This window comes from Pseudotabrizicola sediminis, assembly GCF_004745575.1.
Classification (GTDB): domain Bacteria; phylum Pseudomonadota; class Alphaproteobacteria; order Rhodobacterales; family Rhodobacteraceae; genus Pseudotabrizicola; species Pseudotabrizicola sediminis.
On sequence record NZ_RPEM01000002.1, the window covers coordinates 163306 to 178215 of the forward strand.

The 14910-nt window shown below is 63.1% G+C and carries 13 protein-coding genes; 9 read left to right on the forward strand and 4 right to left on the reverse strand.

The window, feature by feature from the left end:
* Positions 1-90 precede the first annotated feature (90 nt).
* Positions 91-2637, forward strand: a complete 2547-nt coding sequence (locus tag EEB11_RS03430; RefSeq protein ID WP_135429019.1) for a response regulator — start codon at positions 91-93, stop codon at positions 2635-2637.
* Between the two features lie 85 nt (positions 2638-2722).
* Here EEB11_RS03430 and yaaA read toward each other — a convergent pair whose 3' ends face one another.
* From yaaA to EEB11_RS03445, 3 genes are all read right to left on the reverse strand, one after another.
* Entirely contained in the window at positions 2723-3517 is a 795-nt protein-coding gene (gene yaaA / locus EEB11_RS03435; protein WP_135429020.1) for a peroxide stress protein YaaA, read from the reverse strand.
* Positions 3518-3579: 62 nt separating this feature from the next.
* Positions 3580-5622 (reverse strand): DNA helicase RecQ, encoded by a 2043-nt coding sequence (recQ, locus tag EEB11_RS03440; protein WP_135429021.1) that lies wholly within the window; start codon positions 5620-5622, stop codon positions 3580-3582.
* 12 nt (positions 5623-5634) lie between these two features.
* The gene (locus tag EEB11_RS03445; RefSeq protein ID WP_135429022.1) at positions 5635-5922 is read right to left on the reverse strand and encodes a YggT family protein; all 288 of its coding nucleotides are present in this window, start codon (positions 5920-5922) and stop codon (positions 5635-5637) included.
* 169 nt (positions 5923-6091) lie between these two features.
* Between EEB11_RS03445 and EEB11_RS03450 the strand changes: the two genes are divergently transcribed.
* The 8 genes from EEB11_RS03450 (at position 6092) to EEB11_RS03485 (ending at position 13568) form a co-directional block, all read left to right on the forward strand.
* On the forward strand, positions 6092-6637 hold the full coding sequence (locus EEB11_RS03450) for an acyl-CoA thioesterase (RefSeq protein ID WP_135429023.1): 546 nt from the start codon (positions 6092-6094) through the stop codon (positions 6635-6637).
* Positions 6638-6710: 73 nt separating this feature from the next.
* A complete protein-coding gene (locus EEB11_RS03455) occupies positions 6711-8042 on the forward strand; it encodes an MFS transporter (RefSeq protein ID WP_135429024.1) in 1332 nt (443 codons plus the stop codon).
* The gene (gene mepA, locus EEB11_RS03460) at positions 8039-8932 is read left to right on the forward strand and encodes a penicillin-insensitive murein endopeptidase (protein ID WP_135429025.1); all 894 of its coding nucleotides are present in this window, start codon (positions 8039-8041) and stop codon (positions 8930-8932) included. The genes EEB11_RS03455 and mepA overlap by 4 nt, the downstream gene beginning before the upstream one ends.
* On the forward strand, positions 8905-9846 hold the full coding sequence (locus EEB11_RS03465) for an esterase-like activity of phytase family protein (protein ID WP_135429026.1): 942 nt from the start codon (positions 8905-8907) through the stop codon (positions 9844-9846). Before mepA ends, EEB11_RS03465 begins: the two co-directional genes overlap by 28 nt.
* Positions 9847-9947: 101 nt before the next feature.
* On the forward strand, positions 9948-10571 hold the full coding sequence (locus EEB11_RS03470; RefSeq protein ID WP_135429027.1) for a queuosine precursor transporter: 624 nt from the start codon (positions 9948-9950) through the stop codon (positions 10569-10571).
* Between the two features lie 402 nt (positions 10572-10973).
* Positions 10974-11399 carry an alternative ribosome rescue aminoacyl-tRNA hydrolase ArfB gene (gene arfB / locus EEB11_RS03475; RefSeq protein ID WP_135429028.1) on the forward strand — a complete coding sequence of 142 codons (426 nt, stop codon included), beginning with the start codon at positions 10974-10976 and terminating at the stop codon, positions 11397-11399.
* A complete protein-coding gene (locus EEB11_RS03480) occupies positions 11392-12660 on the forward strand; it encodes an aspartate aminotransferase family protein (protein ID WP_245298757.1) in 1269 nt (422 codons plus the stop codon). Before arfB ends, EEB11_RS03480 begins: the two co-directional genes overlap by 8 nt.
* Complete coding sequence (locus EEB11_RS03485; RefSeq protein WP_135429029.1) at positions 12657-13568, forward strand: phosphotransferase enzyme family protein; 912 nt, start codon at positions 12657-12659, stop codon at positions 13566-13568. Before EEB11_RS03480 ends, EEB11_RS03485 begins: the two co-directional genes overlap by 4 nt.
* A gap of 14 nt (positions 13569-13582) precedes the next feature.
* Here EEB11_RS03485 and pncB read toward each other — a convergent pair whose 3' ends face one another.
* A complete protein-coding gene (gene pncB, locus EEB11_RS03490) occupies positions 13583-14875 on the reverse strand; it encodes a nicotinate phosphoribosyltransferase (protein ID WP_135429030.1) in 1293 nt (430 codons plus the stop codon).
* Positions 14876-14910 lie beyond the last annotated feature (35 nt).

Genomic DNA, 14910 nt, shown 5'->3' on the forward strand with positions numbered 1-14910 from the left:
TTATTTGTCATGTTAATCAGTCATTCACGCTGCTGCCTCTATGGTCCGCCATGGCCCCGCGGCAGAAAGCGGAACGGGGAACGGATCGCGATGGATATGACGGAACGTTTGGCAAAAGAACGGCGCGCCCGGCTGGCCGCTGAACGTTTGCTGGAACAGAAAAGCCGTGAATTGTTTGCCGCCAACGAAAGGCTGGCGATGCATGCGCGTGCGCTGTCTGACCAGATTGTCGAACAGCGGACTGTCGCGCGCGAAGCGCAGTCTGAAGCACAAGCTCTGAAAGGCCAGAACGCGGATATCGCGACCGCGCTGCAAGAGGCGCATTCCGCTGCCGTGGTGGCAGAACGCCGGTTGTGGGACTCGGTTGACACGATCCGTGATGGCTTCGCCGTCTATGACCCCGATCTGCGGCTGGTGGCTGCGAACGCACCCTATCTGAAAGCCTTTGAAAGCCTGAACATCAGCCCCGGCATCAGCTACGCGACCCTGATGACCCTGTGCGCTGAATCCGGTCTGGTCCGGCTGGGCGACACACCGATCGACGACTGGGTCGCGCACATGCTGTCGCGGCTGGAGGCCGAGGTGATCGAACCCCTCGTCGTGCAGATGTCCAATGGCAATTATTACCGGATCATGAGCCGGCGCACGCTTGATGGCGGCATGGCCACACTGGCGATCGACATGACCGAACAAATGCGAATCTGGGCCGCAGTAGAAGCGATCCCGGATGGTTTTGTACTTTTTGACAGGGAGGACAGGCTGTTGACCTGCAATCAGCAATACCGCGACATTTATCCTGAAACCGCCGATATCCTGCGCCCCGGCGTGACCTTCGAGGATATGCTGCGCCACGGCCTGGCGCGCGGCAAATATGCCGAAGCCGTGGGGCGAGAGGCGGAATGGATGTCGGAACGCCTCGCAGCCCACCGGGCGCCGTCGTCCATCCACGAACAGAAGCTGTCAAATGGCCGCTGGCTGCGCGTGCTGGAGCAAAGCACGCCGGATGGCGGGCGGGTCGGGCTGCGGGTGGATATCACCGATTGGAAGGAGCAGCAGGCCGCGCTTGAGGCGGCGCGCCTGCAGGCCGAAGCGGCGAACCGGGCAAAATCGGCATTTCTGGCCAATATGAGCCATGAAATCCGCACGCCCATGAACGGGGTGGTCGGGATGGCCGAACTGCTTTGCGATACCGAACTTTCCGAAGAACAGCGGCTGTTTGCCGAAACCATCCGCTCTTCGGGTGAGGCGCTCTTGGTGATCATCAATGACATTCTGGATTATTCCAAGATCGAGGCGGAGCGGCTGACCCTGCACCCAGAACCCTTTGATCTGGAGCGTACGATCCACGAGGTGACGATGCTGCTGCAACCCCGGGCGCGGGCCAAGGGAATCCGGCTGATGATCGACTACGACATGTTCCTGCCGACCCGGTTTGTCGGAGATCCGGGACGGATCCGGCAGGTGATGACCAATCTTATCGGGAATGCCGTCAAGTTCACCGATACGGGCCATGTGCTGGTGCGCGTCGTGGGGCCGGAAGGGGCGGTGGACGTGCAGCAGGTGCATGTCACCGTGGAAGATACCGGAATCGGCATCTCTGCGGCCAACATTGACCATGTCTTTGGCGAATTCAATCAGGTGGAGGATCAGCAGAACCGCAAGTTCGAAGGCACCGGTCTGGGTCTTGCGATCACCCGCCGCCTGATTGAGCAGATGGACGGTACGGTCTGGGTCGACAGTGAGCCGGGCAAGGGGTCTTGTTTCGGCTTCCGGATTTCGCTGCCGGTGTCAGAACCCGCGCCAGAGGTGCGGTTGCCGATCACACTGCGCCGCGCGCTGGTGGTGGATGACCAGTTCATCAACCGCACCATTCTGGAACGCCAGCTTGCCCCGCACGGCATCGCGGTGACGCTGTGCCGGTCTGGGGCCGAGGCGCTGACGACACTTGCACAGGATGCGCGGTTTGATGTGGTGCTGACCGACCATGACATGCCCGAGATGGACGGTGTGACACTGGCCCGACAGATCCGCGCGGCCGGGCATCAGATGCCGCTTGTGCTGTTGTCATCAAACCCGCTGCTTGCCCGCGCCGAGGGGGAGGATGCGGGGCTGAATGTGGTTTTGCAAAAACCATTGCTGCGGGCCGATCTGTATCGCCATCTGCAGGCGCTGTCGGTGGCAGTACCCGCGCCGATGGCCGAGCTGCCGGCGGCAGTGCCGCCCGCACCCAAACCGACGCAGCGGCAGATGCGGGTGCTTGCAGCCGAGGACAACCGGACCAACCAACTGGTCTTTGCCAAGATGGTCAAGGATGTCGACATCGAGTTGCGCTTTGCCGCCAACGGCTGCGAGGCGGTGGAATTGTTTCAGAGCTGGGCACCCGATCTGGTATTCATGGATATCTCGATGCCAGAGATGGACGGGCTGGAGGCTGTGCGCGCGATCCGGGTGATCGAGGATGGTCAGGGCACTGTGCCGGTGGTCGCGCTGACTGCGCATGCCATGGACGGGGACGCCGCCGAAATTCTGGCCGCAGGGATGGACCGGTACCTGACAAAACCGTTGCGCAAATCCGCGATTCTGGACGTGCTGGCCGCCTATTGCCCCCCAGATGTGCGACCGGTTGTGCCGGAGTAACGCGGGCTTGGTCCGGCGCATCCCGCCTTTTACCCCGATCGTACGCGGCGGCTATGGTCGGGGCGCGGCAGTTCAGGGCGACACTTCACGCCGCCTGTTGTGCCGGGGCCTGACGGCGGAACACCATGTGCCCGTCGGTCGATGTGTCGGGGTCGTGGCGATAACCGCCGGTATCGAAGCCACGCAAATCGGCGGGGTTGGTAATCTGGTTGTCGCAGATGTGGCGCGCCATGGCACCACGGGCCCGTTTGGCCCAGAAGCTGACAGTTTTCGCCTGCCCGTCCCGCTCTTCCAGAAAGACCGGGGTGATGACCGGCAGATGCAGAGTGTTGCGGTCAACCGCCCCGAAATACTCGACCGAAGCGCAGTTGATCAGGGCTTTTGCCCCGGTTTCCTGTGACAGTGTGTTGAGCGATTGGGCGATACGCGTGCCCCAGAACGCGTATAAGTCAGCCCCCTGTGGATTGGTCAGACGGCTGCCCATTTCCAGCCGATAGGCCTGAATGGCATCAAAAGGGCGCAACACGCCGTACAGGCCCGACAGGATGCGCAGATGCGCGCTCGCCCAGTCGAGGGCGGTGGCGGGTAGGGTGCGGGCATCAAGCCCTTGGTAGGTGTCACCGGCAAAGCAATGCACCGCCGGAAAGATCGTGCCCGGCGCAGGTGTGGCGCTGAAGGCGGCAAACCGACCTTGGTTCAGGCGGGCGAGCGGTTCGGAAATATGGCTGAGCTTGCGCAGATCATCGACCGAAAGGCGGCGGGCAAGTGTGGCCAGGTCCAGCGCTTGGGCCGCAAACTCGGGGTCGGTCAACTGATGCCCATCGGGCAGAGCCTGCGGCACCTCGTTCAGTTTCTTGGCGGGGGAGATCACGATCAGCATGGCGGGCCCTTTCCTTGGCCTCACAAAATATGGTGGTGCACAGCAGTGTAAACCCCAACGGGTCAGGCATCGCGCAAAACGTCCAGAAATGCCGGGCCAAAGCGTTCGATCTTGGCCGGACCAAGATCACCCACGCGGTCAAGGTCGGACAGGGTGGAGGGTCGCGCTTCGGCAATGCGGCGCAGGGTGCCTGGCGACAGGCTGAGCGGTTTTCCGGTGCCGTCCTCCCCCCGCAGAAGCGCCAGCTGCACCTCGGCCAGACGGTCGTAGATCGGGCCCGACGGGCGACCGGCAAGCCGTTGGCGCGCAGGGTGAAGCGACTCACTCGCGCCATTGATCACAGCCAGAAACGCCGCACCGTAGCTTTCCAGCTTTTTCGCCCCGACCCCGGTGACGCCCGCCATATCGTCCAGCGTGGCGGGCTTGCGTTCTGCCATCTCGATCAGGGTGCGATCGGGAAAGACGACATAGGCGGGCACGCCCTGCGCCTCGGCCAAGGCGCGGCGCTTGGCTTTCAGCGCGGAGAGCAGCGGCGCGTCTTCGTCTGAGACCAGCGTTTTGACCACGGTGCGCGGGATGGCAGAGGTGATGGTGTCACGCCGCAGCGAAATGCTTTCCTCGCCGCGCAAAATCGGGCGGGCGGCGTCAGTCATGCGCAGCGCACCGAAACGGTCGGCATCTGGGCGCACCAGATCGCGCCCCATCATCTGGCGGAACACCGCGCCCCAAGCGGGTTTGGACAGGTCGCGGCCCACGGCAAAGGTGGGCAGCTGATCATGGCCCTTTTCGCGGACCTTGGCGGTGGCGTTGCCGGTGAGGATGTCAATCAGATGGCCCGCGCCAAACCATTCGCCGGTGCGCAGGATGGCCGACAGCGCCTTGCGCACGGATTCGGTAGCGTCGAACACATCGACGGGGCGGTCGCACAGGTCGCAGTTGCCGCAGGGCGTGGAGGCCTCGCCGAAATAGCCCAGCAACACCTGCCTGCGGCAGGCCGTCGCCTCGGCCAACCCCAGAAGGGCATTCAACCGGCCATGGTCGGCGGCCTTGCGGTCGGCCGGTGCGGCACCTTCGTCGATCTGGGTGCGGCGCAGGCGGATATCGTCGGGGCCATAAAGCGTGAGGGTCTCGGCGGCGGCCCCGTCACGCCCGGCGCGGCCGATTTCCTGATAATAGCCCTCGATCGACTTGGGCAGATCGGCGTGGGCGACCCAGCGGATATCGGGTTTGTCGATGCCCATGCCGAAGGCGATGGTGGCGACGACGATCAGCCCATCCTCTTGCTGAAACCGTATTTCCACGCGGCGGCGTTCTTCCGCCTCCATCCCGCCGTGGTAATGGCAGGCGGAATGCCCAGCCTCACGCAAAGCCTGCGCCAGCACCTCGGTCCGGGCGCGCGATGCGGTGTAGACGATGCCGGACTGACCCTTGCGCGCGGCGGCAAAGCGCAGGATCTGGTCGCGCGGCTTGTCCTTGACGGCAAAGGCAAGGTGGATGTTGGGCCGGTCGAACCCACGCAGAAAGGTTTCGGGTGCCACGCCATCGAACAGCCGGGTCACGATTTCGGCGCGGGTTTCTTCATCCGCGGTGGCGGTGAAGGCCGCGAGCGGCACATTGAGCGCGCGGCGCAGCTCACCGATGCGGAGGTAATCTGGGCGGAAGTCATGGCCCCATTGGGACACACAATGCGCTTCATCCACCGCGATCAGCGTCACATTGGCGCGACGCAACAGCCCCATGGCCCCGCCGGAGGCAAGGCGCTCGGGGGCCATGTACAGCAGTTTCAGCCGGCCCGCGTCGATGGCGGCGAAGACATCTTCGGTTTCCTGATCGGTGTTGCCCGAGGTCAGCGCCCCCGCCTCTACCCCTGCCGCTTTCAGCGCGCGGACCTGATCGCGCATCAGCGCGATCAGCGGTGAGATCACGACCGTGATGCCCTCACGGCACAGCGCGGGCAGCTGGAAGCACAGCGATTTGCCGCCCCCGGTGGGCATGATGGCAAGGGTATTGCGGCCCGCCAGCACGGCTTGCACAATCTCTTCCTGTCCCGGGCGAAAGCCGGGAAAGCCGAAGATTTGCTGCAGCAGCTGATGGGGATCGCGCATGGAGCCCGGACCTTACAGGAAGGCGGCGGCGTTGTTGATCAGGATGATGCGCAACGCGTAGATCCCCAGCAGCACCACCAGCGGCGCAAGATCCAGCCCGCCAAGGCTGGGCATCACCGACCGAACGCGGGAATACACCGGTTCCAGCAGGCGGTTGATGCCATACCAGATCTGCGAGACGATGGGCTGGCGCAGGTTGAGCACCTGAAAATTGATCAGCCAGCTCATGATGATATGGGCGATGATGATCCATTGCGCGATATCAAGGATCAAGAGCAGGATCTGCAGAAGCGAGGTCATGTGCGGGGCCCTCTGAAGCCATGGATGTGGTTATGCCGCGAACCGGCACAATCTGTTGTGGCAGTGGTATCAACCGGCCCCCCGAAGGGCAACCGCCTTCCGCCGCGTCCGGCTTGACCTTTGCGTCAAGCCGGGGCAAGGGAAAGCGGTCAAACCGAGGTGTCCGTGCATGTATCCCTACGTCCGAATGTTCAAGGAAATCTTCAAATTCCGCAATTCCCCGCAACTGGGGCTGTTTGACACCCATATCAGCCATCACATCTGCTGGCCCTGGGATATCGACCCGTGGATGGAGCTGAACAACGGCCGGACGCTGACGCTGTATGATCTGGGGCGGATTCCGCTGGGGCAGCGGATGGGGTTGCACAAGGTGCTGAAGACGCGCGGCTGGGGGCTGGCGGTGGCGGGCAACACCACGCGCTATCGCAAGCGCGTGAAGATGTTCCACCGGCTGGAGATGCGGACGCGGATCATCGGCTGGGATGCGCGGTTTTTGTATATCGAGCAGTCGATGTGGCGCGGCGGCGAATGCACGTCGCACATTCTGATCCGGTCCGCCGTCACCGGGGCGGGCGAGCGCGGAAAGGCTGGCATCGTGCCGCCTGCCGAAATGGCGCAGGCCTTTGGTCTGCCGGTTGAAAGCCCGGCGCTGCCCGATTGGGTGACCGCCTGGATCGCGGCTGATGCCGCGCGGCCCTGGCCCCCGATGCAATAGGGCCGTCTTGCGCCCGTCATCCTTTTGGGGCTTGATCGCCCGAACGGCCAGCATGGGCCAAAAGGGGACAGGGATGACGGCAGCACAAAAGCGGATCTGGGGCTGGTATTTCTTTGATTGGGCCAGTCAGCCCTATAACACCCTGCTGCTGACCTTCATTTTCGGGCCCTATGTGGTCTCTGTCATCGGCGATGGCAGTGCCGCGCAGGCGATCTGGGGCTATGGCATCGGCACGGCGGGGCTGATCATTGCGGTTCTGTCTCCACTGCTGGGCGCTGTGGCCGACAAGTCGGGCGGGCGGATGGTGTTCATCTGGCTGTTTTCAGCGCTGTACGTCCTCGGGGCGTGGATGCTGTGGTATTCGGCACCCAGTGATTTCAACGTCTGGTTCGTGATGCTGTTTTTCTGCATCGGCCTGATCGGGATGGAATTTGCTACCACCTTCACCAATGCGATGTTGCCCGATCTGTGCCCGCGTGCCGATCTGGGCCGGATCTCGGGCAATGGCTGGGCCTTTGGCTATCTGGGCGGGATTGTCGCGCTGATCATCATGCTCTTGCTGCTGGCAGAGGGCACATCGGGACGAACGTTGCTGGGCATTGCGCCGATCTTCGGGCTGAACCCGGAGGCACGGGAGGGCACGCGGTCGGTCGGTCCGCTGGTGGCGATCTGGTATGCGCTGTTCATGATCCCGTTCTTCCTGTGGGTGAAAGAGCCGCGCAAGACAGATGCCCTGCCCATTGGGCAGGCTTTGCGGGCGGCGTGGCCCGAGTTGAAACTGACCCTCGCGCGTTTGCCGCAGCAGCGCAGCCTGTTTGCCTATCTGGCGTCGTCGATGTTCTACCGCGACGCGCTGAACGGTATGTATGTGTTTGGCGGCATCTATGCTGCCGGGGTGTTGGGCTGGTCGGTGACCAATGTTGGGATTTTCGGCATCATCGCGGCGCTGACCGGGGCGGTTTTCGCCTGGCTGGGTGGCAAGATGGACAGCCAGGTGGGGCCAAAGCCGGTGATCATCCTGAATGTGGTTGTTCTGACGCTGGTGGCGATTGCGGTGGTGTTTGTCAGCCGTGACTCCGTCTTCGGCGTGCCGGTCGGGCCGGACAGCATCTTGCCGGATGTGGGGTTCTACATCCTTGGCGCGCTGATCGGTGCGGGTGGTGGATCGTTGCAATCGTCCAGCCGTACGATGATGGTGCGGCAGGCGGAACCAGAGCGGATGACCGAAGCCTTCGGTCTTTATGCTCTGGCCGGGAAGGCCACGTCCTTCATCGCGCCCTTGTCGATCGGGGTGGTGACTGACCTGACCGGCAGCCAACAACTTGGCGTGACCCCGTTGATCGTGCTGTTCCTGATCGGGTTGTTCCTGTTACTCTGGGTGAAACCGGATGGAGAGCCCGCATGATCAGACCACTGTTGCTGGCCGCAGCCCTGTGTCTTCCCGGTGTGGTGCAGGCGCAGCAGCTGGCGAACCAGTTGTTCGGCGCGCATGCCGTGCCCAGCCAGCAAAACCCGATGCCGGTGGGGTCTTACGCCAAGGGCTGTGCCGCCGGGCTGGTGGCACTGCCGGAAAGCGGGCCAAGCTGGCAGGCGATGCGCCTGTCGCGCGGGCGAAACTTCGGCCACCCCGAAATGATCAGCTTTCTGGTCGATCTGAGCCGCACGGCGCAGCAGATTGGCTGGGCCGGGCTGTACATCGGCGATATCAGCCAGCCCCGCGGCGGCCCGATGACCAGCGGCCACGCCAGCCACCAGATCGGGCTGGATGCAGACATCTGGCAATTGCCGCCGGACCGGCTGACTCTGACGCGGAATGAGCGTGAAAACATCTCTTCTATTCCGGTACGCTCGGCTGATCAGAAGTCGGTGACGCGGAACTGGACCCCTCGGCACCATGCGGTGATGAGAGCCGCGGCGTCCGACCCGAGGGTGGACCGGATTTTCGTGGCGGCTGCAGTCAAGATCGAGATGTGCAAGACCGCAAGGCGCGCCGATACGCCGTGGTTGCAGAAGATCCGGCCGGTGGCCGGGCATGACACCCATTTTCATGTGCGCCTGAAATGCCCCCGCGGGGCACGGCTGTGTGAAACCCAGACGCCGACGGTGAAAGAGCTGTCAAAGGGCGGCAACGGCTGCGATGAGACACTGACATGGTGGGTCACCGATTACCTGAACCCGCCAAAGGCCACGACGAAGAAACCTGTTGATCCCGATGTACCCCGTAAGCGCCACCCGCGCCAGTTCACGATGAAAGATTTGCCCAAGCAATGTCAGGACGTTCTCGCCTCGCGCTAATTGCGGCGGCAGCTTTTCTTGCCTTGGTGTTGCAGGGCAGTGCCAATCCGACAGCGCCGCCGGGATTTCTTGGTGCCTTTCGTTGGACGGTTGCGGACCCGCATTTTGGTGGGTTTTCGGCGATCGAACTTTCGGTGGATGGAACCTGGTTTACCGCGCTGAACGACAAGGGCGCCTTTGTGCAGGGCCGGTTGTACCGGACAGCAGAGGGCATGATTGACGCCGTTGAGGCTGGGCCGGTGACGAAGCTGAAGTCGGTGCGAGGCGGCCCGCTGTCTGCAGAGGACAGCGACAGCGAAGGCATGGCGGTTGCGGCGGACGGGACCACCTATGTCTCGTTCGAGGGGGTGGCGCGGGTGGTGCGATACCGCACCTTGGACAGCGCAGCCGAGCCGCTGCCAAGGCCAAGGGCCTTTCGTGACTTTGCCCACAATGCGGCGCTGGAGGCGTTGGCGATTGACACGGAGGGCGTGCTTTACACCTTTCCCGAAGACGTAGGGGGGGCTAAGCGGATCCGGCTGCTGACCGGCCAGCGTGGTGACACAACGGGCCCGGACTTCCCCGTCTGGCGCTATGCAGAAGGCGTTTGGAGCCAACCGTTTGATCTGCCGCGTGACGGTGTGTTCTTGCCTGTTGCGGCGGATTTCGGGCCGGATGGGCGGCTGTATGTGCTGGAGCGGTCGTTTCACGGGCTGGCCGGATTTGCCAGCCGGGTGCGCTCGTTCCAGGTGGGGCCCGAGGCGCTGAGCGACCAACGGATGCATCTGCAATCTGCAACCGGCTTCCATGACAATCTGGAAGGGCTGTCGGTCTGGCGCGATGCCAGCGATGCAATCCGGCTGACCATGATTTCGGATGATAACTTTCTGCCGCTGCAACGGACAGAGATCGTGGAGTATCGTCTGGTGGATTGACCGCCAGATGGATTGACAGGGGGGGCGCGGTGCACTAGGGCAGCGCGTCCCCAACCCATCGGGGGGCAAGTTTCCGCGACCTTGCATAAAAAACGGATCACATGATGCAAAAACTTCTGCCTGGCATTGTTGCCATGGCCGCGACTGTCGTGGCCTCTAATATTCTTGTGCAGTTTCTGTTCGGCCAATGGCTGACCTGGGGTGCCTTTACCTATCCGCTGGCCTTTCTGGTGACGGACCTGACCAACCGGCTGTATGGCGCGCAGGCTGCGCGGCGGGTGGTGTTCATCGGCTTTGCTGTTGGCGTGGCCTGTTCGCTGATCGGCACACAGATCATGGGTGAGTTTGGGCCGCTGGTGACCTGGAGGATTGCCATCGGGTCCGGCGTGGCGTTCCTGACTGCGCAATTGCTGGATGTTGCGGTGTTTGATCGCTTTCGCGGCGGGGTCTGGTGGCGCGCGCCATTGATCTCGACCCTGATCGGATCATCGGTCGATACGGCGCTGTTCTTCTCGATTGCGTTTTCAACAACGCTGGCCGGGCTGGAACCGGGCAATGATGTGAGCTGGGCAAATGAAGTATTGCCCTTGCTGGGTCTGGGGCCGGCTGTACCGCTGTGGGTGTCGCTGGCGGTGGCGGACTGGGGCGTCAAGCTTTTGCTCGCTTTGGTGGCACTTTTGCCATTCCGCATCATTGTCAGAAAATTGACCGCACCGATTGCGTAAAAGCATTTGACAGCCACAAAATCTGTGGCACCCTCTGCTTATCGGCAACCAATTGAAAGGAGGTGATCCAGTGTCTAGAGTGATATTGGAGAGACGTGTCGGGACAGTCATGGGGGGTGTTTTCTAGGGGCAACCCCTTAGTCAACGAACCTTTGATTGGGACAGGTTACCTAACTGGCCCATCTCCTTGAACTCGGAAAGGGTCGCCGTACACCGGCGATCCTTTCTCGTTTCTGGTGCCGCGCGTGACCGGCGGTGGCCAAATTGAGCGCGCAAGGCGCGCAGGCTTTTTATCTCGTTGGCGCCTGCGCGCCGCCTCGGAAGTTGCGCACCGCGCGGGAGTATTTTCAGACAGAAAATGATCGGGCTTTCGCTGCGGCGGGCCTTTGCTATGGTAGGCGCATGTTGCGGATTACAGATACACTGTCGCTGGCCGATTGGGAGCTGAGCGAAAATTTCACCCGGTCTCAAGGCCCGGGGGGGCAGAACGTCAACAAGGTTGAGACGGCGGTTGAGTTGCGGTTCGAGGCCGAACGGTCGCCGCATCTGTCCGGGCCGGTCAAGGCGCGGCTGAAAAAGCTGGCCGGGCGGCGCTGGACGCTGGACGGGGCGATCCTGATCCGGGCTGAGGAGACGCGGAGCCAGACCCGCAACCGCGAGCTGGCGCGCGAGCGGCTGGTGGAGATGATAAAGGCGGCACTGGTGGCCCCCAAGCGGCGGGTAGCGACCAGACCGACCTATGGCAGCACCCTGCGCCGGTTGAAAGCCAAGGCGGTGCGCGGCGATGTGAAGGCCGGGCGTGGCCGGGTGGAGGGCGAGGATGGCTGAGATGATGGACGCCCAGACTCTTGAAGCGCGCCGGGCGCGGCTGATGGGGCCGAATGTGCCAACATTCTATCGCAGCCCGGTGCATATCGTGCGCGGGCAGGGTGTGTGGCTGTGGGATGCGCAGGGCAAACGCTATCTGGATTGCTACAACAACGTGGCGCATGTCGGCCACTGTCATCCGCGCGTGGTGGCGGCGATTGCTCAGCAGGCGGCGATGCTGAACACCCATACCCGCTATCACCACGATCTGGTGCTGGATTATATCGAGCGATTGACCGCAACGCTGGGGCATGGGGTGTCGCAGGCAATCATGGTCTGCACCGGGTCGGAGGCGAATGATCTGGCATTGCGGATGGCGCAGGCGGTGACGGGCAAGACCGGGATCATTGCGACCGATGCCACCTATCATGGCAATACAGCGGCGGTGAGCCAGCTTTCCACCCGCCGCCCGCCGATTGGCGGGCGGGCCCCGAATGTGCGGCTGGTGCCGTCGCCCGAGACATTGGCTCCGCTTGGAGGGAGCGCCGCGGCACAGCCTGCGGCCTTTGCGGCGCATGTGGCGCGCGCGATAGAAGATCTGGAGGCGGCGGGGTTCGGGTTTTCCGGGCTGATGCTGTGCCCGGTGTTTGCCAATGAAGGGTTGCCTGCGGTGGGGCCGGGATTTCTGGACCCTACGGTTGAACTGGTGCGCAAGGCCGGAGGGCTGATCTTGTGTGACGAGGTGCAGCCGGGGTTTGGCCGGGTGGGCAGCCATTTCTGGGGGCATGATTGGCTGGGCTTTGCGCCCGATGCGGTCACGGTCGGCAAGCCGATGGCAAACGGGCATCCTGTGGCGGCCTGTCTGGCGCGGCCCGGGGTGATGGCGGCGTTCCGCGAGGCGTTTGGCTATTTCAACACCTTTGGCGGCAATCCGGTGTCGGCGGCGGCCTGTCTGGCCACTCTGGATGTAATCGAGGACGAGGGGTTGCAGGCGCGGGGGGCTGCCACCTCGGCCTACCTGCTTGAGCGGCTGGGGGCGCTGCGCCATGGGCGGATCGAGAATGTGCGCGGGGTGGGGATGTTCTTTGGCCTTGAGTTCGGCGGTGAGGGGGCCGGGGAATTCGCCGCGGATCTGGTGGAGGATATGGTGGCGCGCGGGTTCCTGTTGAACCGGATCGGGCGGAATGGGGCCACGCTCAAGATTCGCCCGCCGCTGGTGTTTGGCCGGGCGGAGGCGGATCTGCTGGTCGATGCGCTACAGGCCGCACTGGACGTGGCATGACGGAAGCTTTGATCGCGGCAGCGCTGTGGGGCGGGAGGGTCGTGCGCCCGCTGCGCCTGCGCGAAAACGAGGTGTACGAGATTGAAACCCCGCAGGGCCGAGCTGCCTTGCGCCTGCATCGGCGTGGCTATCAATGGCCTGGTACGATCCGGTCGGAGTTGTGGTGGTGCGCGGAACTTGCACGGGCGGGCCTGCCGGTGCCGGTGCCCCTGCAAATGCCGGATGGTGGCGTTGTGGCAACCCTGCCCGGCGGGCGCGCGGCATCGGTACTGTGCTGGCTGGAGGGCGAGACGTTCGGAGAGGCAGGGGTGCCCCTTGCCGGCCCGGTGTCGGTGCAGATCAACCGTCACGCCACCCTTGGCCACCTGCTGGCCCAAATTCACCGGGTTACCGCGACCCTGACCCTGCCGGACTGGTGCACCCGCCCGCGATGGGATGCGGCGGGTTTGGTTGGCGAAGAGCCGAACTGGGGTCGGTTCTGGGAACATCCTCAGCTGACACCACCCGATGCGTCCGTTCTGGTTGCAGCGCGCGACTGGGTTGCGGACAGGCTTGCGGAGCAAGGGGTGCGCGAAGGGCTGGTTCATGCCGACGTTCTGCGCGAAAATATTCTGGTGCAAGGCGAGACCTTGTCGCTGATCGATTTTGACGATTGCGGCTTCGGGGCGCCGCTTTACGATCTGGGCACGGTGTTGTCCCAGGACCTTTATGAACCATGCTACGCCGATCTGCGTGCGGCGCTTTGCGAGGGCTACGGCACAAGAAATCTGGCCATGGTTGACGCGATGACCCTTGCGCGGGTGCTGGCCTCGGTCGGCTGGGCCGCACCGCGCCTGCCGCCCGGTCATCCGGTGCATGCCAGCCATATTGCGCGGGCGGTGATGTTTGCGCGCCGCTGCCTGGGGTAGGCTCCCGGCTGGCGCTACACCACCACGTCCATCGGGGCCTGTTCGCCCACGTGGAACACCCGTTTGTAGCGCGCGATCTGGTCGGCGGGACCCATGGCCTTGTTCGGGTTGTCCGACAGTTTGACCGTGGGGCGGCCGTTGGCGGCAACCGCCTTGCAGACCACGCTGAATGGGGCCAGCCCATCATCGGGGGCCAGACCGCGAAAATCATTGGTCAGCATCGTGCCCCAGCCGAACGACACTTTGACCCGACCCACGAATTGCGCATGCAGTTCGGCGATCTTGGCGACATCAAGCCCGTCGGAAAAGATCACCAGCTTGTCCTGTGGATCTTCGCCCCGGTCTTTCCACCAGCGGATCGCGGTTTCCGCGCCGCGCGCCGGATCGCCCGAGTCAATACGGATGCCGGTCCATTTCGCCAGCCATTCGGGCGCGCGGGCGAGAAAACCTTCGGTGCCATATGTGTCGGGCAGCATGATGCGCAGGTTGCCGTCATGCTCTTCATGCCAATCGGCCAGCACCTGATAGGGGGCTTGCGCCAGTTCAGCATCGGAATTGGCCAGCGCCGAATAGACCATCGGCAACTCGTGCGCATTGGTGCCGATCGCTTCGACCTCGCGCCGCATGGCGATCAGGCAATTGGAGGTGCCGATGAACTTGCCCTCCATCCCCTCGATCAACGCCTGCACTGCCCAGTCCTGCCACAGAAAGGAATGGCGGCGGCGGGTGCCGAAGTCGGCCAGCTTCAACCCGTCAATCCGGCGCAGCGTTTCGATTTTCTCCCACAGCTTGGTCATGGCGCGTGCATAAAGCACCTGCAACTCGAACCGCCCCATGGTGCGCAGCACCGCGCGCGAGCGCAGTTCCATCAGCACGGCGAGCGCGGGGATTTCCCACATCATCACCTCGGGCCATTTGCCCTCGAACGTCAGCTCGTACTGGCCGTCGTGTTTTTCCAGATGATAGGGTGGCAGTTGCAACCCTTCGAACCATTCCATGAAATCGGGGCGGAACATCTGGCGCTTGCCGTAAAAGGTGTTGCCGCGCAAAAAGGTGCTTTCCCCGCGCGACAGGCGCAGGGTGCGGATATGGTCCAACTGTTCGCGCAACTCGCCTTCGTCGATCAGATCGGCCAGGCGGATGCTCTTGGTGCGGTTGATCAGGCTGAAGGTGACAGTGGTTTCGGGCTTGTTGCGGAACACCGACTGGCACATCAGCAGCTTGTAGAAATCGGTATCCAGCAGCGACCGGACAATGGGGTCGATCTTCCACTTGTGATTGTGGACGCGGGTGGCGATTTCGACCATTTTGCAGCTCCTGCACGGCAGTTTGAGCCGTTAAA

What these genes read in the sequence shown, in the direction of transcription:
- EEB11_RS03445 (WP_135429022.1), bottom strand. Translation starts at nt 5,922, where the DNA reads ATGACCTCGCTTCTGCAGATCCTGCTCTTGATCCTTGATATCGCGCAA.
- pncB (WP_135429030.1), bottom strand. Translation starts at nt 14,875, where the DNA reads ATGGTCGAAATCGCCACCCGCGTCCACAATCACAAGTGGAAGATCGAC.
- EEB11_RS03455 (WP_135429024.1), top strand. Translation starts at nt 6,711, where the DNA reads ATGACGGCAGCACAAAAGCGGATCTGGGGCTGGTATTTCTTTGATTGG.
- EEB11_RS03485 (WP_135429029.1), top strand. Translation starts at nt 12,657, where the DNA reads ATGACGGAAGCTTTGATCGCGGCAGCGCTGTGGGGCGGGAGGGTCGTG.
- recQ (WP_135429021.1), bottom strand. Translation starts at nt 5,622, where the DNA reads ATGCGCGATCCCCATCAGCTGCTGCAGCAAATCTTCGGCTTTCCCGGC.
- yaaA (WP_135429020.1), bottom strand. Translation starts at nt 3,517, where the DNA reads ATGCTGATCGTGATCTCCCCCGCCAAGAAACTGAACGAGGTGCCGCAG.
- EEB11_RS03465 (WP_135429026.1), top strand. Translation starts at nt 8,905, where the DNA reads ATGTCAGGACGTTCTCGCCTCGCGCTAATTGCGGCGGCAGCTTTTCTT.
- EEB11_RS03450 (WP_135429023.1), top strand. Translation starts at nt 6,092, where the DNA reads ATGTATCCCTACGTCCGAATGTTCAAGGAAATCTTCAAATTCCGCAAT.
- EEB11_RS03430 (WP_135429019.1), top strand. Translation starts at nt 91, where the DNA reads ATGGATATGACGGAACGTTTGGCAAAAGAACGGCGCGCCCGGCTGGCC.
- arfB (WP_135429028.1), top strand. Translation starts at nt 10,974, where the DNA reads ATGTTGCGGATTACAGATACACTGTCGCTGGCCGATTGGGAGCTGAGC.
- EEB11_RS03470 (WP_135429027.1), top strand. Translation starts at nt 9,948, where the DNA reads ATGATGCAAAAACTTCTGCCTGGCATTGTTGCCATGGCCGCGACTGTC.
- EEB11_RS03480 (WP_245298757.1), top strand. Translation starts at nt 11,392, where the DNA reads ATGGCTGAGATGATGGACGCCCAGACTCTTGAAGCGCGCCGGGCGCGG.
- mepA (WP_135429025.1), top strand. Translation starts at nt 8,039, where the DNA reads ATGATCAGACCACTGTTGCTGGCCGCAGCCCTGTGTCTTCCCGGTGTG.